Annotated in this window: 12 protein-coding genes; 8 read left to right on the forward strand and 4 right to left on the reverse strand. The window is 67.1% G+C overall.

The window, feature by feature from the left end; all coding sequences use genetic code 11:
* Positions 1-18 precede the first annotated feature (18 nt).
* Together HUX88_RS02005 and HUX88_RS02010 are read left to right on the forward strand one after the other, a co-directional pair.
* On the forward strand, positions 19-5,796 hold the full coding sequence (locus HUX88_RS02005; RefSeq protein WP_176360633.1) for an Hpt domain-containing protein: 5,778 nt from the start codon (positions 19-21) through the stop codon (positions 5,794-5,796).
* An 8-nt stretch (positions 5,797-5,804) separates the two neighbouring features.
* Positions 5,805-6,575 carry a hypothetical protein gene (locus tag HUX88_RS02010; RefSeq protein ID WP_176360634.1) on the forward strand — a complete coding sequence of 257 codons (771 nt, stop codon included), beginning with the start codon at positions 5,805-5,807 and terminating at the stop codon, positions 6,573-6,575.
* Here HUX88_RS02010 and HUX88_RS02015 read toward each other — a convergent pair.
* The gene (locus tag HUX88_RS02015) at positions 6,572-7,048 is read right to left on the reverse strand and encodes a VOC family protein (RefSeq protein ID WP_176360635.1); all 477 of its coding nucleotides are present in this window, start codon (positions 7,046-7,048) and stop codon (positions 6,572-6,574) included. The two genes, HUX88_RS02010 and HUX88_RS02015, sit on opposite strands and share 4 nt — an antisense overlap.
* A gap of 170 nt (positions 7,049-7,218) precedes the next feature.
* Between HUX88_RS02015 and HUX88_RS02020 the strand changes: the two genes are divergently transcribed.
* Both HUX88_RS02020 and HUX88_RS02025 read left to right on the forward strand, forming a co-directional pair.
* On the forward strand, positions 7,219-7,908 hold the full coding sequence (locus tag HUX88_RS02020) for a hypothetical protein (protein WP_117012046.1): 690 nt from the start codon (positions 7,219-7,221) through the stop codon (positions 7,906-7,908).
* Between the two features lie 13 nt (positions 7,909-7,921).
* Positions 7,922-8,242, forward strand: coding sequence for a hypothetical protein (locus HUX88_RS02025; protein WP_176360636.1), 321 nt, complete (start codon positions 7,922-7,924; stop codon positions 8,240-8,242).
* On the opposite strand, the gene HUX88_RS02030 is transcribed toward HUX88_RS02025, so the two are convergent.
* From HUX88_RS02030 to HUX88_RS02040, 3 genes are all read right to left on the reverse strand, one after another.
* Complete coding sequence (locus HUX88_RS02030) at positions 8,235-11,519, reverse strand: BTAD domain-containing putative transcriptional regulator (RefSeq protein ID WP_176360637.1); 3,285 nt, start codon at positions 11,517-11,519, stop codon at positions 8,235-8,237. The two genes, HUX88_RS02025 and HUX88_RS02030, sit on opposite strands and share 8 nt — an antisense overlap.
* Positions 11,520-11,653: 134 nt before the next feature.
* Complete coding sequence (locus HUX88_RS02035) at positions 11,654-14,764, reverse strand: carboxypeptidase-like regulatory domain-containing protein (RefSeq protein WP_176360638.1); 3,111 nt, start codon at positions 14,762-14,764, stop codon at positions 11,654-11,656.
* Between the two features lie 104 nt (positions 14,765-14,868).
* Positions 14,869-16,305 (reverse strand): deoxyribodipyrimidine photo-lyase, encoded by a 1,437-nt coding sequence (locus HUX88_RS02040; protein WP_176360639.1) that lies wholly within the window; start codon positions 16,303-16,305, stop codon positions 14,869-14,871.
* A 176-nt stretch (positions 16,306-16,481) separates the two neighbouring features.
* On the opposite strand from HUX88_RS02040, the gene HUX88_RS02045 reads away from it, so the two are divergent.
* Genes HUX88_RS02045 through HUX88_RS02060 form a run of 4 tightly spaced genes read left to right on the forward strand, consistent with a single transcriptional unit; the run spans position 16,482 to position 18,976 of the window.
* The gene (locus HUX88_RS02045; RefSeq protein WP_229219154.1) at positions 16,482-17,090 is read left to right on the forward strand and encodes a YqgE/AlgH family protein; all 609 of its coding nucleotides are present in this window, start codon (positions 16,482-16,484) and stop codon (positions 17,088-17,090) included.
* A 15-nt stretch (positions 17,091-17,105) separates the two neighbouring features.
* Positions 17,106-17,492 (forward strand): Holliday junction resolvase RuvX, encoded by a 387-nt coding sequence (ruvX, locus tag HUX88_RS02050; protein ID WP_176360641.1) that lies wholly within the window; start codon positions 17,106-17,108, stop codon positions 17,490-17,492.
* Positions 17,493-17,496: 4 nt separating this feature from the next.
* Positions 17,497-18,006 (forward strand): bifunctional pyr operon transcriptional regulator/uracil phosphoribosyltransferase PyrR, encoded by a 510-nt coding sequence (gene pyrR, locus HUX88_RS02055; protein WP_117012039.1) that lies wholly within the window; start codon positions 17,497-17,499, stop codon positions 18,004-18,006.
* Positions 18,007-18,010: 4 nt separating this feature from the next.
* The gene (locus tag HUX88_RS02060) at positions 18,011-18,976 is read left to right on the forward strand and encodes an aspartate carbamoyltransferase catalytic subunit (RefSeq protein WP_117012038.1); all 966 of its coding nucleotides are present in this window, start codon (positions 18,011-18,013) and stop codon (positions 18,974-18,976) included.
* Positions 18,977-18,980: the final 4 nt, after the last annotated feature.

An 18,980-nucleotide genomic window follows, 5' to 3' on the forward strand; every position in this document is an offset into this window, starting at 1 on the left:
TGAAAGGCCGAGGCAAGCATGACCACAACTGATTTTCCGAATCCGCCGCAACCGCAGTTCGATACCGGCCCTTTGTCGTGGGTGATGGTGGAAATCCGCGAGTCGCTGGCACGCTCGAAGACCGCCCTGTTCGAAGCAGGCGGCCGGGCGCCGGAGGATCAGGCGACCCAGTTGCAGCACGCGCGGTCGCACCTGCACCAGGCGCACGGCGCGCTGATGATGGTGGACGTGGACGGCGTGGGCCTGATGACGCAGGTGGCCGAGGAGGCGCTGGACCGCTTCAAGGCCGGCACGCTCAAATGCAGCACCGACCATGCGCAGACGCTGGCGGAGCTGTATCAGGCGCTGGTGGAGTATCTGCAGGAGCTGCTGGAGGGCGCGCCGTCGCAGCCGGTCAAGCTGTTCCCCTACTACCGCGCGGTGCAGGAGATGATGGGCGCGGAGCGCGTCCATCCGGCGGACCTGTTCTATCCCGATTTGTCGCGCAGCGTGGCGCCGCCACCGGCCGGCGAGGCCGCCGCAGCGGACTACACGGCGTTCCGGCAGCGCTTCGAGAAATCGCTGCTGCCTTACCTGAAGAGCACCGAGGCGGCGCAGCAGCAGGAGCATGCCGCCGCGCTGCTGGAGGCCGTGAAGCTGGTCGCCGCCGCCCAGCAGGACGCCAAGGCGCGCACCTTCTGGCTGGCGATGCAGGCCTTCGCCGACCTGGTGGCCAACGGCGATCTGGCCGGCGGCTTGTACGTCAAGCAGCTGTTCGGTTTGATCAATCTGCAGATACGCCGTTTGAGCCAGGGCGCCGCCGCGCAGCCGGATGCGATGCTGCGTGACGCGCTTTTCTTCATCGCTGCCGCTCCGGCGTCGGCATCGTCATCGGAGGCGGTGCTGGAACTGCGCCGCGTGTTTGCGCTTGATGGCCTGGTACCGGCCGATTATGAACGCCGCCGCTACGGCCAGATCGACCTTGATGCGCTGGAGCGCGCCAAGGCAGGCATGGCGCGGGCCAAGGTGAGCTGGGACCGGCTGGCCGGCGCGGAGATCGATCCGGCGCTGGACGCGGCGTTCGGCAGCGCGCTGGCCGATGTGGCCGAGGCTTGCGACCAATTGGATCTGCCGGCATTGAGCATCTTGTTGCGGCAACTGGCCGGCGTGGCGCATACCGCCATCTCGGCCGGCCGCAGCGAGGAGCTGGCGCTGGAGATGGCGACCGCGCTGCTGTTCGCCGAACATGGACTGGAGCAGATCCGCCATCTGCCCGGCGATTTCGCGGCGCATGCGGACACGATAGGCGCGCGCCTGCTGGCGCTGGTGGCCGGCGACACGCCGCCGGAACCGGCGCAGTGGCAGAGCGGCCTGGCGCAGCAGATGCGGCAGGACGACACCGTCGTCGCGCTGGCGATGGAAATGAAGGCCGGCTTGCGCCAAGTCGAGAAGGTGCTCGACGATTATTACGTCGACCCGTCGAAGCGGCCGTCGCTGACGGAGCTGGACCCGGTGCTGCATCAGTTGCAGGGCGCGCTGTCCATCCTCGATCAGGAAGACGCGACGCAGGCGGCGCAGCATGTGAAGGCCGCCGTGCAGGCGCTGGCGGCGGGCGAGGGCGATCCGTCGCTGGAGCCGAAGGCGCTGGACGATATCGCGCAGAACGTCGGTGCGCTGGGCTTCTTTGTCGACATGCTGGCGCAGAACGCTGCCGGTGCGCGCGAGCGCTTTGCGTTCGATGCCGCGCATGGCGCGTTCCGTTCGGTGCCGTTCAAGAAGATGGCTGCTTCGGAGTCGATACCGGTGCTGGAGGAGCAGGTGCCCGCGCCGGCTCCCGTGGCGATGCCGGCGCAGGCGCCCGCGCCGGCCAGCAGCGATGCGGCGGTGGAGGCGGAGCTGCTGGACATCTTCATCTCAGAGGCCGGGGAGGTGCTGCAGTTTATCGATGCGACGCTGGCCAAGCCGCGCGCGGAGTCGGGCAGCGAGGAGAATTTGACCATGCTGCGGCGCTCCTTCCATACGCTGAAGGGCAGCGGCAGGATGGTGGGCCTGAGCCAGTTCGCCGACGCGGTGCATGCCATCGAGCGGGTGATGAATGTGTGGCTGGCGGAGGCGCGGCCGGCCACGGATGCCCTGTTTGATTTGCTGAACGAGGCGGCGCGCCAGATGGGCGCTTGGGTGGGGGAATTGGTGGCGGCCGGGGTCTCGGCGCGCAATGCGGATGCGCTGGTCGCTGCGGCCGCGCGCGTGCAGGAGGGCGGCGAGTTCGCGATCGATGCGGCGGCGCCATCGCCATCGCCATCGTTGGTGCCGGAAGCCGAAGCGGAAGTAGTCGCCGAGGCGGAGGGGCTGCCGGTCATCGCCGCCGACGAGCCGCCGCTGGTCGAGCCGCCGTCGGCCACAGCACCGCCAGCGACCGAGCCGCCGATGCCGACAGCTCCTCCAGCGTTCGAGCCACCGCCGGCGATTGTCTCCAATGGCAACGTCATCGACTTCCCGTCGATCACGCCGGCGGTGCCGCGCGACGACAACGTCAAGCACATCGGCGAGCTGGAGATCTCTCTGCCGCTGTACAACATCTATCTGCACGAGACGGACGAACTGGTTCGCCTGCTCACGCAGGACTTCGGCGAATGGCGCCACGAGCCGCGCCGTCCGGTCCATGCGGAGGCGCTGCAGGCATCGCACACGCTGGCCGGTACGTCGGGCACGGTCGGCTTCAAGGCCTTGCGGGAACTGGCGTTGGCGCTGGAGTCCACGCTGCAGGCGCTGCTGCCGCCCGCGCCGCATCTCGACCAGGTACAGCATGATTTGCTGGACTTTACGATGGAGCGCATCCGTCAGATGCTGCAGAGTTTTGCGGCCGGCGACATGCCGGCGGCGCAGCCGGAGCTGATCACCGCGCTGCACGACCTGCGCTCCGAGCTGCAAGCCACGCCGCCAGCGGCCAGCAACGATATCGAGGCGCGGCTGGACGATCTGGTCGCGGAGACGATGCACGACATCACATCCGCGCCGGTGGAGTCGGCGATGGAGAGGCTGTTCCGCGAGGCGTTCGAAGCGCTCAGCGGCAGCGTGCCGGAATCGGATGCGCCCGTGCGCGAAGCAGCGCCGAAAAAGACCGAGGCGCGCGCGGACGACAGCATCGACGATCTGTTCAACGCCGCGTTCGACGATGCCTTCGCCGAACCGCCGCTCAAAATCGCAGAGCCGGAACCCGAAGCCGCGCCGCCAGCGCCCGTGCTGGAGTTGGCGCCCGAGCCGGCAGCCCCCGCGCCAGAGCCAGAACCCGAGCCAGCAGCCCCCGCGCTCGCACCCGAGCCAGAATCCGAGGCCGAAGTTGTAGCCTCCGCGCTCGCACCCGAGACGGAGCCCGAGACGGAGCCCGAGCCGCTGGCCCTTGCGTCGGAGCCGGAACTCATCCCCGGCGACGACGCTTTGCTGGAGGCCGAAGTTATCGAACTCCCGCCGGCCGAGCCGGAAATCCTGACCGCCGCACCAGCGATCTTCCACGACGAATTGGACGCCGACCTGCTGCCGGTCTTCCTGGAAGAGGGCGCGGACTTGCTGCCGCAGGTGGGCGAGGCATTGCGCACCTGGCACCACAATCCCGCCGACACCGCGCAAGCCCAAAGCCTGCTGCGCCTCCTGCACACCGTGAAGGGCAGCGCCCGCATGGCCGGCGCGATGCGACTGGGCCAACACGCCCACGAAATCGAAACGCACATTGAAAACATGGTGCACGCCGGTTCCGCCACGCCGCAAGCGTTCGACGAACTGCTGGCCCACTACGACCACGCGCTGCTGCTGTTCGAACAGCTCCAGCATCCGGACGCATTGCACCAAGCCGCCGGCCTGGCCGCCGATATCACCAGCCTGGAGGCCGGCCAGCCGGCCATCGCCGGCACCAACGGCATCACGGCGGACGCCGTGGACAGCGCCGAAGCACCCGCCCCCACAGCGCCCGCGCCAGCCGCACAGGCCCCCGCCGACGAACTGCAATCGAGCGCTAAATCGCCGCTGGTCCGCGTCCGTGCCGACATCCTGGACCGCCTGGTGAACCAGGCCGGTGAAGTATCGATTTCCCGCTCCAAGCTGGAGAACGAAGTCGAAACCCTGCGCGCCTCGCTGTTCGACTTCTCAGAAAACCTCACCCGCCTGCGCCGCCAGCTGCGCGAAGTCGAGATGCAGGCCGAATCGCAGATCGCCTCCCGCATGTCGATCTCCAGCGACCGCGAATTCGACCCGCTCGAATTCGACCGCTTCACGCGCCTGCAGGAGCTGACCCGCATGATGGCGGAAAGCGTCAACGACGTCGCCTCCTTCCATGAAAGCCTGACCCGCAGCGTCGACAACGCCGGCGACGACCTGGTGCTGCAAGCGCGCCTCACGCGCGACCTGCAGCGCGACCTGATGCGCGTGCGGATGGTGCCCTTCGCCAGCATCTCCGAACGCTTGTTCCGCGTCGCCCGGCAGAGCGCCAAGGAAGTCGACAAACGCGTCAACCTGGACATACGCGGCAGCGCGGTGGAAATCGACCGCAGCGTGCTGGAACGCATGGCCGCGCCGTTCGAACACCTGCTGCGCAACGCCATCGCCCACGGCGTGGAGAGCCGCGCCGCCCGCAGCGCAGCGGGCAAGAACGAAACCGGCGAACTGCTGGTGCAGGTCACGCAGCAAGGCAATGAAGTCGTCATCGAATTCACCGACGACGGCGGCGGCCTCGATCTGGAGCGCATCCGCGCCAAGGCGATCAGCAACGGCCTGCTGCGGGAAGACGAGGAAGTCACCGACGTCCAGATCGCCGACCTGATTTTCGAACCCGGCTTCTCCACCGCCGAAGCGCTGACCGAATTGTCCGGGCGCGGCGTCGGCATGGACGTGGTGCAGTCCGAGGCGCAGGCGCTGGGCGGCCGCGTCGACACCTTCTCCGAACCTGGCAAAGGCACGCGCTTCACCATCCACCTGCCGCTCACGCTGGCCGTCACGCAGGTGGTGCTGCTTGCCGCCGGCGGCAAGACCTACGCGCTGCCGGCCATCCTGGTCGAGCAGGTGCTGCAGATGAAGGACGCCGCTCTGACCGAGGCGCACCACAACGGCTACGTGCCGGTGCACGGCCAGCACGCCGCGCTGCACTACCTGCCCGCCTTGCTGGGCGACGGCGCGGCGCAACCGCCGGCGCAGCGATCCGCGCCGGTGATGATGCTCAAGAACGGCAACGAGCGGCTGGCGGTGCGCGTCGACGAGGTGCTGGGCAATCGCGAGGTCGTCATCAAGAATATCGGCCCGCAGCTGGCGCGCATGGTCGGCATCGCCGGCGCCACGGTGCTTGGCTCGGGCGACATCGTCCTGATCCTGAATCCGGTCGCACTGGCGCAGCACCTTGCGCACCATCCCGAGATGCAGCAGCACCATGTGCGGGCGGCGGGCGAGGGGGCGGCATCGCGGCAAGGGCGCTCCATCATGGTGGTCGACGATTCACTGACCGTGCGCCGCGTGACCCAGCGGCTGCTGGAGCGCGAAGGCTACAACGTCGCGCTGGCCAAGGACGGCGTCGACGCGCTGGAGCAGCTGCAAGGGGCCAGGCCTGACCTGATGCTGGTCGATATCGAGATGCCGCGCATGGACGGCTTCGACCTGACGCGCAACGTGCGCGGCGACGAGCGCACCAAGGACATCCCCATCATCATGATCACGTCGCGCAGCGCGGACAAGCACCGCAACTACGCCCTGCAACTGGGGGTGAACGCCTACTTCGGCAAACCCTTCCAGGAACCGCTGCTGCTGGATGCGATAGCCGGTCTCTTGAACCCGTAAGCCCGCGCATGAAGATCGTACTGGCATCCATACTGATACTCATGGGCTGCTGTCGCGATCTGGCGTATGCGCAGGCGGCCGAGGTGCTCACCGCCTGGACCTATTACGCGGCGCCGCCGTTCCTGACGGATGCCCGGTCCAATGCCGGATTGGATCGGGACCTGGTGGCCTACCTGAACCAGAAACTGGCTGGCAAATATGAAGTCCGCCTGATGTTCGTGCCGCGCGCCCGCCTGGGTTCCATGCTCGATACCGGCGCCAGGGGCATGGTCTTGTTTGCGCCCTCGGTTATTTTTGGTGGGCCGGCCGGCGGCAAATACCTCTGGACCTCGGCCTTGTTCGACGACCGGCAGGACCTGCTGTCGCGCGCCTCGGAACCGTTCGAATATGACGGTCCCGGTTCGCTGCGAGGCATCCGCTTCGGCGCGATGCTGGGCCATACCTACCCGGCGCTGGCGGAAGACATGGACAGCGGGCGTATCCACGCACACCGCAACAACAACGAAGGCGCGTTACTGAGCATGCTGTTGATGCAGCGTCTCGACGTGATCACGCTTGCCGATTCGTCCGTCCGCTATCTGGTCGAGAAGGATGCTGGCATCGCCGGGAAAATTCATGTCTCAAAACAGAACCTGGGCAGCTACGCCCGCCACCTGATGTTCCAGCAAGGGATGACCAGGGAACGCGACGACATCGAGGACGTCGTGGCCAGGATGGGCAGCGATCCAGCCTGGCTTGCCGTTCTGAGGGCGTACGGCTTGACCCACGGGACGCGTTAGGCGGCGCGCACGGCGGCTTCGATCGCGGCGACGTCGATCTTCCCCATCTTCATCATGGCCGCGAACGCGCGCTGGGCGACGTCGCCGCCCCGGGCCATGGCGTCGGTCAGCACGCGCGGCGTGATCTGCCACGACAGGCCCCATTTGTCCTTGCACCAGCCGCAGGCGCTCGCGGCGCCGCCGTTGTCGATGATGGCGTTCCAATAGCGGTCGGTCTCGGCCTGGTCGTCGGTGGCGATCTGGAACGAGAACGCCTCGCTGTGCTTGAAGGCCTTGCCGCCATTGAGGCCGATGCACGGGATGCCGCAGACCGTGAACTCGACTGTCAATACGCTATCCGCTTTCCCGCCGGGGAAATCGGACGGCGCCCGGTGCACCTTGCCGACCGCGCTGTCGGGGAAGGTGCGGGCGTAGAAGTGCGCGGCTTCTTCCGCGTCATGGTCGTACCACAGGCAGATCGTGTTTTTGTTCATCTTCACTCTCCTTGGTTAGTCGAGGATGTAGTCTACCTCCGCTTGCACGCGCGGCGGCGCGAGTTTGCCCGGGCATTTGCAAGTCATTTGTGGGTCCGACAAGATTAACTTTCTCCCTGCGGTTGTCGATATTCCATCGATGACGCTTTTATCTACAGGAAGAAAGCATCATGTCAGTCACCACCACATATTCATTCATACAAGGGTTCTTCAACGGCGTGTTCGTTGGCCAGAACGCCGTCAGCGCAGCGGATCAACCATTCACCGAATCGCCTCCGGGCAGCGGCATCCTGGTGGTCCATCGTCCCAACGGCGAAAACCTGGTCGATCTCGGCAAGGTGATTAACACCAACGCCAACGTCGGCATGGTCGCCAAGCAGCTGATCGCAGCGGGCGCCTCGCTCACCAGCGGCCTGCGCGTGCAGGGCACGCCGTGGATCAGCGTCCCTTACTTTAGCCAGTCGCCGGCCGCGCACAAACCTTTCGACATGCTAGCCAAGGTCAATTTCGATTTCCATATTGAGACGCCTTGGTATTGCAGCGATATCGACGGCACCATCTCGGTGTTCCTGTTCGTGTTCCTCGACAGCCAGAAGCACCTGCATGTGACGGTCGACGGCACCTGGTTCTCGTTCGAGGGCGGCGCGCCATTCTGCGCCGGCCCCGCTTCCAATGCGCTGAAGGCCGCGCTGCCGGCCGTGCGCAAGGAAGTCCAGGCGCTGTTGCCCCAATTGACGTCGGCTATCGCCAGCGTCAAGTTCTCCAATATTTACTTCTTGCCTGGCGACGGTAAAAAAACCGCCGGCGCCTTCGTACAAAACGCCAGCAGCGATGCGTCGCTCGGCTTGCTCTTAGCTTAAAAGGAAAATGAAAATGGATAAGGATCAAAAACTGGTCAACGACATCAGCGCGCTGCTGCGTGACGCCGGCTACACCGGGCTGAATGTGCATACCGACCAAAATGGCACGCTGCTCAACGCCACCCGTGAACGCGGCGGCGTGGTGCTGCGCCTGGCGCCGGACATGCAGAAAGTCGGCCGCCGCACCGAGGGCGGCGCGGCGGAGGCGCGCGCCGAGCGGCTGGATGTGCATCAGGTGCCGGCGATGGAGGGCGTGGATCAGCAGATACGCGCCAATCCGGAACTGGCCAAGGCCATGGGCATCCCGGCCGAGCATCTGAAGTACATCATGTAGCTCGCTTCGATCCGGCCTTGCCCGCGTAGACGGCGGGGCTGGATTGCGCGGCGCAGGCCATCAGTTGCTGCGCCAGCGCTTCGATCTCCGGCGCCACCGGTGCGCCCAGCGCGCTCAATGCCATGCGCTGGTAGCGCCGGTAGACCGCCAAGCCTTCCTCGAAGCTGGCGTCGTCCAGGTGGAGGCGCATCAGGTCCGTGCTCAGGGCCTTGCAGTACGGGTCCGCCTCCAGCGCGCGCTCCAGCAACTGCGCGGCGGCCGCCGTGTTGCCGGCACGGGCAAGCTGGCGGCCTGCTTCGCCCAGCGCGCGCGCCAGCTTGCCGCGCCATAGTTCGCGCCGCGCCAACAGCCACGGCGCGCTTTCCCCATGCAGCAATTCTCCCCGGTACAGCGACAGCACCTGCGTGGATGCCGCCAGCAGCGCGGCTTCGTGCGATGCCGCGGCATCGCCGGCGGCGCCGCATTCCTGCGTCAGCGTTTGCAGGCGCGCCAGCAGGCGTTCCAGCGCCGCCGTGTCGCTCCAGCAGCGCTGCGGCGCCAGCGACAGCGCTCCCTGTTCCAGCACGATGCTGCCGACGCCCACCGTAGCCCGCAGGCGCGACAGTGTGGTCTCCAGCGCATGGCGCGCGGTGTCGCCGTCGGCGTCCGGCCATAGCAGCTCGGCGGCGCGGTCCAGCGAGATGCTGGCCGGCGCGTGGGCGGCGATCAGTTTCAGGATGTCGAGCTGGCGGTGCTTGGATTTGCCTTGCGAGCGCAGTGGCTCGCCGTCGATGCGCAGCTCGAACCCGCCGAAGACGCGCACCTGCACCGGCCATGGCCAGTGGTCGCCGGCGTCTTCCGGTGGCGCCAGGCGCCAGGCGCGTATCAGCGCGTTGGCCGCGTCGGGGGCGAGACCGGCCGCCAGCGCGTGCGCGCACAGCGGCTGCAGGATGTGCGGCGTGGCGAAGGTCAGGTAGCTGCCCTGCGACGCGAAGTGGTACAGCGCGCGGCGCAGCTTTTCCTGCGCCAGCAGCAGCTGCGCCGGTTGCGCGCGTTGCAGTTGTTGCAGCGGTTGTGCCTTGCCGTCGGCGCCGGTGACCAGCAGCCATGCTTCCAGCAGGTCGGCCCAGGTGGCAGCCAGCGGCGAGCGGTAGTCGGCGGCGTGCCGGCGCAGCACGGCCGTTTCGGCGGCGCAGCGTTCGCGGTCCAGCAGCGTGTAGGCGACGCAGCTGGCGGTCTGCGCGTAAACCTCGTAGGGGATGCTGCCGAAGCGCAGGGCCGCTTCGTGCGCCAGGCGTGCGTGCTCCAGCGCACCGTGGCCGTCGCCCCGGCAGCTGGCCAGCCAGGTCTGCGTCAGCTGCAGGTGGGCCACCAGGTTGTGGTGCTGCACCGGCGTTTGTTCGGCGATCTCGGTGGCGGCGGCGGTGGCTTTGTCGAGTTCTCCGCGCAGCAGGCAGGAGGCGGCGTACAGCAGCACGTAATGCGCGTCCATGATGCGGATGCCGCTGCTTTCCGAACTGGCGCGGCAGGCGGCGAAGGTGGCGTCGAAGCGGGCGTGGTCCATGCCCACCAGCGCATCGTACAGCTGCACGAGGTGCGACAGGTAGCGCGCGTACGGCGGCAGCGCGGAGGCTTCCGGCAGAGCGTCCAGCAGCACCCGAACCTTGCGCACGGCGGCGTAGCGGCCGGACTGGTAGTAGTGCTGGCCCAGCATCGCGCCCAGCCGCACCTTCAGCGTGGGATCGGCCGGCTGGCGCAGCACTTCGAGCGCGCGCCGCTCCCACAGGTCCATGTCCTGGTGGCCGGGATCGGTCATGAACAAGCCGCTCCACATGCTGTGCGTCAGGTGGGCTTTCAGGCCGGGATCGGGCAGCTGGTCGTAGTCCTGCGCCGGGTCCACATGCTGTTGCAGGAAGGCGCGCAGCGGCTGCTCGGCCGCGCCGTCGAAGAAGTAGGAGCTGATGATGGCGCTCAGCGCCAGGAAGCGGTGCATCGGCCGGTTCTGCTCCGTGAACGCCTCCAGCGCCTTGAGCAGCGCGGCGCGGGCGCGCGCGGTGTCGCTCATGAACACGGCCAGGCCCAGCCAGTAGTGGTGCCACGCGCCGCGATGCGCTTCGGGCAGGGCGTCGATCCAGCGCGCCAGCGTGGTGTGGCGCGCGCTGGCCAGCATCGCCTCGGCGCGCGATTCGATCAGGCCCGCCGCGCGTTCGGGCATGCCGTGTTCCAGTGCCAGCTTGATGGCGGCGTCGCCGCTGCCGTCGGCCAGCAGGATGTCGACGCAGCCGGCGATCCAGGCGTGGCGCTGCGCCTCGTCGATGCGGGTGGCGGCCCATTTGCGCAGGAAGCCCTGGAACAGCGGATGCAGCGCATACTGGCGGCCGGGATATTCGTAGATCAGCGCTCCCTGCGCGGCCAGGCGGGCCACGATGTCGGCCGCGTGCGGCGCGCCGGAGAGCGTGGCCGCCCACGCGCCGCTGAAGTTCGGCAGCCAGCACACGGCCAGCAGCGTGGCGCGTTCCTCGTCGCTGTAGGCGCTGAACACTTCCTCTGCCAGGTAGCCCACCATCGCTTCCGACAGCACGTCCTCGGCGGCCAGCGCGGCGCCGGGCCGGCGCTTGAGCCACGAGGCCACCAGCGCGATGCCGGCCGCCCAGCCGCGCGTGAAGTTGTAGACGCTGTCGGCGACGGTGTCGGCGTGGCCGACGCCCAGCACGTTGAGCAGCACTTCGGTTTCGTCGCGGCTGAAGGCCAGCGCGGCGCTGTCCAGTTCATGCATGTCGCCGTGCGCCAGCAGGCGCGCGCAGGCGGACGGCGGCAGCGCGCGGCTCAGCACCACCACCTTGCTGGCCGGCGGCAGCTCGGTCGCCAGCGTTTCGAGGAACTGGCGGAAGAAGGGCGCGTCCTGGCAGCGGTGGGCGTCGTCCATGACGATGCGGCTGGCCGGCGCCAGCGTCGCGCCCAGCGAGCGCGCGTACAGCCGCAGGTAGCCCTGCAGCGCCGGCAGGTGTTCGCGCAGCAGCGGCGGCGGTTGCCAGTCCGGCGCCACGCCGCCGTTGACAATGGCCTGTTCGAAGTAGAGCAGGAAGCTGGCCGGGTCGATGTCGGCTTCGTCCAGCCGCAGCCAGGCCACGGTGGGGCCGGCGGCCTGGCAGAACTCCAGTCCCAGGCTGGTCTTGCCGGAACCGGCCGGCGCGGCGATCCAGGTCAGCGTGGCGGGGGAGTCGAGCACCGTCTGCACGGCGTGGCGGCGGCCGATCAGGCGGGCGACGGGACGGGAGGTCTTGGCGAGTGAGGCCATGATGGCGGTTCCTTGAGGCGGACTGCGCGGGAACAACCAGTTTAATTCTGATTACAAAAAGAACAAATCTTAAATTTCGACAACTATCGTGCTGCAAGGGGCGGGCATGGTCATGCCGCCCCTTGCTTCCCCGCTTACACCGGATCGACCTTGTTGGTCAGCGTGAAGTGTGCCTCCGCGTAGTTGTCGCCGTCGACGAACATCCACCAGGTGCCGGTCTTGTTCGGCCCGACGGTGAACGGCGCCAGGTGGCCTTCCTGGTAGTTGTCGCCGTCGGCGTAGCCCTCGCCGTAGCAGCGCAGCGTGGCCTTGACCTGGATGACGTCATTGGCCAGCAGGTCCAGCGTCAGGATCAGGCGGCCCATCGCATCGTCGGCCACCTGGTCGAACACCTTGACCGCGTGGGTGCTGGACGACGGCCCCAGTTGCGCGATGTTGTAGAAATCGCCCACGCTGTGCGGATACGCGGCGGCGGCGAATTCATAATCGGTGGTCGCCATCCAGCCGTCGATGGTCAGGCGGCGGAACCAGTGCGGCGGCGGTTGCAGGTCCAGTGTCATGTTCGCGGTCTGGTTGGCCGCCACCGTCGCCGAGGCGCTGCCATGCAGCTCCTGCTTGTCGGCGGTCACCAGCACGCTGCCCACCGGTACGCCGGTGAGCGTGAAGCTGCCGTCGGCCGCCGTGTGGGTGAACTGGTTCTGCGAAATCTGCACGCTGACGCCGGCCGCCGCCTTGCCCTCGTAATGCACCACGCCGTGCAGCGTGCCGGTCTGCGCCACCTTCTTCCATTTGTAGATGGTCACCTCCTCCCAGCGCGCCGGCCGGTAGATCAGCGGCTCGCAATAGCCGTACAGCGGCGCGTCGAAGAAGCACAGGTTGGCGGGGCTGACGGCGTTGGCGTCGCCGGTGTGGCGCCAGGCGTCGGAGTCCTTGGCGTCGGTGTCGCACCAGTCGGAGGCGAAGGCGTTGAGCATCTGGTTGGCGGTATCGTCGGCGGCGTCGGTCAGCGCGTTGCCGAACCAGCCGGCGCTCTCCAGCACCATCTCGTGGATCTTCGAGTACAGCACCTCGCCGGCGGCGATCCGTTCGTCGGACTGGTAGAGATACAGGCCGTCCGGCGTGGACGGCGTGATGCCGGCGCCGGCGGCCAGGTCGCTCTGTTCCAGCATGCCGCCTTCCATCGGCACGCCGGACTGCCTGATCGACATCCACAGCAGCGACGAGCACACCGTCGGGAAGGTGTTGGCGGCCCACTTGGCGCTGGCCGGCGCCTTGTCGGTCAGGCCGATGGCGGGATTGGTGTAGCAGAAGAAGCGGTAGTGGCTCTTGCCGGCCTGCTGGGCGGCGAAATCGGCGATGCCGTGCAGCGTCTGGCGGATCTCCAGCGTCTCCTTCAGCGGATCGGGCTTGACCACCATGGCCGGCACGATCTCCGGCGCCACGCCGCCCAGGTCCAGCTTCGATTCGATGGTGGCGAAGCCGGCGATCGAGTGCTTCTTGCCGGTCTCGGGATCGATCATGTCCTCGCCGTCGACCGCGTGTTCGACGGTCTGCGTGACCACGCCGGGCCACAGGTATTTGAGCACGTCGGGCCGGGCGCCGTCGCCGCCGATGAATTCGATCAGCCGGTCTTCCGATGCGGTGGAGTGGGTGATCTCGTCGCGGTTGCGGGTCATGATGCCGGAGTGCGAGTAGCGCTGCGGCGGCGTCACCGTCTGCAGCACGGCGGAGATCAGGCTGCCGTTGCTGGGGTTGAGGATCAAGTCGCCCTTCTTGGCGTTCATGAAGCGCGGCGGCATCTGCATCCAGCGTTTTTCCTGGGTCGGCATGCAGTACATGCCGTCGGGGATGTGGTCCGGCATATTCCACGGATCGCATTCCTGGCCCTCGACCGGGAACGGCGGCTCCACGTGCAGGTCCATCGCCGTCAGCGTCTGCAGCGGTTGCAGTGCGCTGGCCAGGGCGGCCGGCATGCGGCTGATGCCGATTGGGCCGGTGACGGCGGACAGCATGCCGTAGCTGCCCAGGCGCGTCACTTCGTCCAGCGTGATCGTGGCGGGATCGGCGACCAGCTGGCGGCTGGCCAGGTCGCTCAGCAGGGCCTGCGCGTTGGCGTTGACCAGCAGCTTCCTGTTCATGTGCTGCGGCAGGTCGAAGTGCGCGCTGACGCGCACCGGCAAACCGTTCGGCGCGGTGCCGCGATAGTGCACGCTGAAGGCGATGGCCTGCTTAGGCAGCTGCGCTTTGGGGATGACGACGTCGATGCGGGTCGCGGCCTGCGCCTTCAGCACGATGACGCTGGCGGTGGCGGGGCGCAGTTCGAATTCGCGCGGGCCGTCTTCATAGGCCAGCTCCAGCTGCATGCTGCTCAAGGTCAGGTTGTTCGCTTCGGGATTGCGCACGACGAAGCTGGCGCGGTAGCTGCCGTCGATGAACTGGGCGCTGAAGTCGCTGCTCTCGACCGGCGGCTGCAGCACGCCGCGCTGGCGCGCCAGGAAGTAGGGATTGGCCACGCTGACGCTGCGCTGGATGGTGCGCGCCGCCTCGCCCGGCTGCTGCACCGTCACCTGCACGTGGAACACTGTGTGCGGCCGGTTGGGGTTGAGCTGCGCGGAGAAGTCATGCTGCAGCGTGGGATGCGTGCTGCCCAGCGCGACGGCGCCCAGCTGCCAGTTGTAGACGGCGGCCGTGGCGCCGCCGCCCATGTTGGTGGCGGCGCGCGGCGGCGCGGACGTCAGGATGGGATGGCTGGCGGCGTCGCGCGCGGGGATGGTCAGTGCGCTCATCGCGGTCTTGCGCGGCACGATGGGGCCCGTTGGAACGGCGGGGGTGCGCGGCTTGATCTCGATGCGCGGACGTGGCGTGCCCTGGGTGCGGCGCTCGGGCGCGTTCTGCACCGTCAATATCATCGTGGTGGGATTGTGGGGCGCGCTGCGCACCGTCAGCATCGGTGGCTGCTTGCCGTCGGCGGGGGCGTTGATCTGGACTTCGGCCTTGAGCTTTTCGATGGCGCCGCGCTTGCCGGCGACGACGTTGATGGTCTTCTTGCCGGCCCGGTTCCAGACCAGGTACTGCTTGGAGCCGGGCACGCCGTTGATGCTGATGTTGGCGCTTTCGTTGTTGTCGTAGGACTGGCCGTTCGGGGCCTTCACTTCGACACAGACGCTGTCGCCGATGGCGGCCACGGCGGGCGTGCAGACGACGGAACCAAGCAGCGGGGTTGGGGCGGTTGGTGCTTGCAACATGGGAACTCCTGTGGACATTGGGAATGGTTGTGTCAGGCCTGTTTTCGGCGGGCCTGGTGTTCCCAGTGTCGTGCGGAGCGTCCCACAAATCGCTCACAAATGCGTTATTCGGTCTTCTTCACCACCGCGTAGCGTTCCAGCGTGCGCTTGCGCGCCTCGTCGTGCATGACCAGCGGATCGGGATAGTCCAGCGGCAGCATGCGCGGCACCAGCCACGGCGCGTGGATTTCCTTGTCGCTCAAGTCCTTCAACTGCGGCAGGTAGCGGCGGATGAACTTGCCCGTGGCGTCGAACTTTTCCGACTGCGTGACCGGGTTGAAGATGCGGAAGTAGGGCTGGGCGTCGCAGCCGGACGACGAGGCCCATTGCCAGCCGCCGTTGTTGGAGGCCAGGTCGAAGTCGTTCAGATGCTGCGCGAAGTAGGCTTCGCCACGGCGCCAGTCGATGCCCAGGTCCTTGATCAGGAAGCAGGCCGTCACCATGCGCAGGCGGTTGTGCATGTAGCCGGTCTGGTTCAGCTGCGCCATGGCGGCGTCCACCAGCGGATAGCCGGTGCGGCCCTCGCACCAGGCGGCGAACAGCTCGTCCGCGTGCGGGCCGGTCTCCCACTCGATGGCGTCGTAGGCCGGCTTGTAGGAGCCGCCCACCACGTGCGGGTTGTGGTACAGGATCATCGCGTAAAACTCGCGCCAGATCAATTCCGCCAGCCAGACCGGCGCGCCTTCGCCGCCGGCGCCACGCGCCATCAGGTCCAGCACGGTGCGCACCAAATGCCGCACCGACAGCGTGCCGAAGCGGAAGTGGATCGACAAATAGGAAGGTCCCTTCACGGCCGGATAGTCGCGCGCGTCCTTGTAGCCTGCGATGCGGGGCAGGAAGTCCTCCAGCAGCGCGGCGGCGCCGGACATGCCGGTCGGGATCTTCAGCTCGGCCAGGTTGCTGGGCTCGAAGCCGAGCTCGGCCAGTGTCGGCAGGGCCGGGGCGTTGGCCGGAGCCGGCGCCAGCCGCGCGGCGTGCGGCTCCACGTGGCAGGGCGCCAGCACAGACGGGTCCGCTTCCAGCTTCTTCAGCCAGGCGTTCTTGTACGGCGTGAACACCGAGAACACGCCGCCGGTCTGCGACAGCACTTCGCTCTTCTCGAAGATCACCTGGTCCTTGCAGCTGACGAAGCGGCGGCCGTTGGCCAGCAGCGCCCGCTCCACGGCGGCGTCGCGGGCGATGGCTTGCGGTTCGTAGTCGTGGTTGCAGTAGACCGCGTCCACGCCCAGCTCGGCGGCCAGGGCCGGGATCGCGGCGGCCGGATCGGCATGGCGCACGATCAGGTGGCCGCCCAGTTGTTGCAGTTCCGCCGCCACTTCGGCGATGCTGGCATGGATGAAGTCGACCCGCCGGTCGCGGCGCGGCAGGCCGTCCAGGATGGTGGTGTCATAGACAAAAACGCAATGCACGCGGGCGCTGTCTTGCAGGGCGCGGTGCAGGGCTGCATGGTCGAAAACCCGCAAATCGCGGCGCAGCCAGACCAGGGAGGAATTCAGTTTCATTGAGTCTGTGTCAATCTCATGTGGGAACTCAAACGTGGCCGCATCCGCAATTCAGTGTAAACTAGCGGTTAGACAGAGTTGCTAGCCGCGCGAATACTACAGTAATTGTCAGCAGCACAGAAAGAACCACGCATATGAAGAAAAGCAAAATCGGCCAAACTCTCCCTGTACCCGGCATGCTCCAGGAAGCCGGCGATCCATTGGAAGCCCCAGGCGCCGGCGCCACCGCCACCCTGAACCTGGCGAATCATTTCCTGATTGCAATGCCTTCCATGCAAGATCCGGTGTTTGGCGGGACTGTCGTGTACGTGTGCGAGCACAATGAAAACGGCGTGCTGGGCGTGGTCATCAACAAACCCACCGACATGACGATGGAAGTGCTGTTCGAGCGCATCGACCTCAAGCTGGAGTCCAATGTGGACGTCGACGCCCCCATCATGTTCGGCGGCCCGGTGCAGGACGACCGCGGCTTCGTGCTGCACACGCCGGGCACCCGCTATTCGTCGTCGCTGACGGTGACCAAGGACGTGGCCTTCACCACCTCGATCGACGTGCTGGAGGCCGTGGCCGCCGGCGATGGTCCGCCGCGCATGCTGGTGTCGATCGGCTACTCGGGCTGGAGCCCGGGCCAGCTGGAGGACGAGATCAGCCGCAACGGCTGGCTGACCGTGGGCGCCGATCCCGACATCCTGTTCAAGCTGCCGATCGAGGAGCGCTACACGGCCGCCATGCGCCTGCTGGGCATCGATCCGCTGATGCTGACCTCGGAGGCCGGGCATGCATAAGGTGCCAGGCTAACCGTGACCATCGAGACCATCTTCGCATTCGATTTCGGCGTCAAGCGCATCGGCGTCGCCATGGGCAACACCATGATCCGCCAGGCCGAGCCGGTCAAGGTGATCGCCGCCATCGACAACGCCACCCGCTTTGCCGACATCCAGGCCCTGCTGGACGAGTGGAAGCCGGCGCGGCTGGTGGTCGGCCTGCCCATGCATCCCGACGGCGCCGAGCACGAGATGACGGCGCGCGCCCGCAAGTTCGCCAACCAGCTGCACGGCCGCTTCAACCTGCCGGTGGAGCTGGTGGACGAACGCTATTCCTCGGCCGTGATCTCGGCCAAGCGCGGCGAGGTCATCGACGACCGCGCCGCCGCCATCATCCTGCAACAATATTTCGACACTCATTGAACCCATGTCCACACTGAATCCCCACCAACTCGACGCCGAAGCGCTGTACGCGACCCTGCTGGCCGACGTCAAAGCCGGCCTGGCCGGCGTGGCCGATGTCGCCATCGTCGGCATCCACTCCGGCGGCGCCTGGATCGCCGAGCGCCTCGCGGCCGACCTCGGCCTGTCCGCCCGCTGCGGCGTGCTGGACGTGTCCTTCTACCGCGACGACTACGCCAAGAAGGGCCTGCCGGCCGACATCAAGCCGACCAACATCGGCTTCGACGTGGCGGCCGCCAACATCCTGCTGGTGGACGACGTGCTGTACACCGGCCGCACCACGCGCGCCGCGATCAACGAGCTGTTCGACTACGGCCGCCCGGCGCGCATCATGCTGGCCGCGCTGGTCGACCGCGGCGAGCGCCAGTTGCCGGTGGCGGCCGACTTCGTGGCCGGCCATGTGCAGGTGCCGCCGGGACAGGCGCTGGTGCTCAAGCGCGCCGACGATGGAAAATTCACGCTAACCATAGAATAAAACCATGCTTAATCCGCAACTGAACAAACACGGCGAGCTCCAGCACTTGCTGTCGATCGAGGGACTGCCCAAGTCCATCGTCAACCACATCCTGGACACCGCCTCGTCGTTCGTCGGCATCTCCGACCGCGACGTCAAGAAGGTCCCGCTGATGCGCGGCAAATCGGTGTTCAACCTGTTCTTCGAGAACTCCACGCGCACCCGCACCACCTTCGAGATCGCCTCGAAGCGCCTGTCGGCCGACGTGATCAACCTGAACATCCAGGCCTCGTCCGCCAGCAAGGGCGAATCGCTGCTCGACACCATCGACAACCTGTCGGCCATGCACGCCGACATGTTCGTGGTGCGCCACGCGCAATCGGGCGCGCCCTACCTGATCGCCAAGCACCTGCACGACACCAAACAACCGCACGTCCACGTGGTCAACGCCGGCGACGGCCGCCACGCGCACCCGACCCAGGGCCTGCTGGACATGTACACCATCCGCCACTACAAGAAGGACTTCACCAACCTGACGGTGGCGATCGTCGGCGACATCCTGCACAGCCGGGTGGCCCGTTCCGACATCCACGCGCTGACCACCTTGGGCGTGCCGGAAGTGCGCGCCATCGGTCCGCACACGCTGCTACCGGGCGGCCTGGAGCAGATGGGCGTACGCACCTTCACCAACATGGAGGAGGGCTTGAAGGGCGTGGACGTGATCATCATGCTGCGCCTGCAGAACGAGCGCATGAGCGGCGCGCTGCTGCCGTCGGCGCAGGAATACTTCAAGAGCTACGGCCTGACGCCGGAACGCCTGGCGCTGGCCAAGCCGGACGCGATCGTCATGCACCCGGGCCCGATGAACCGCGGCGTCGAGATCGACTCGGCGGTGGCGGATGGTCCGCAGGCGGTGATCCTGCCGCAGGTGACGTTCGGGATCGCGGTACGGATGGCGGTGATGAGCATAGTGGCGGGGACGCAGGGATGAAAGC

This window comes from Duganella sp. BJB1802 (assembly GCF_013369445.1).
Lineage (GTDB): Bacteria > Pseudomonadota > Gammaproteobacteria > Burkholderiales > Burkholderiaceae_D > Rugamonas > Rugamonas vulcania_A.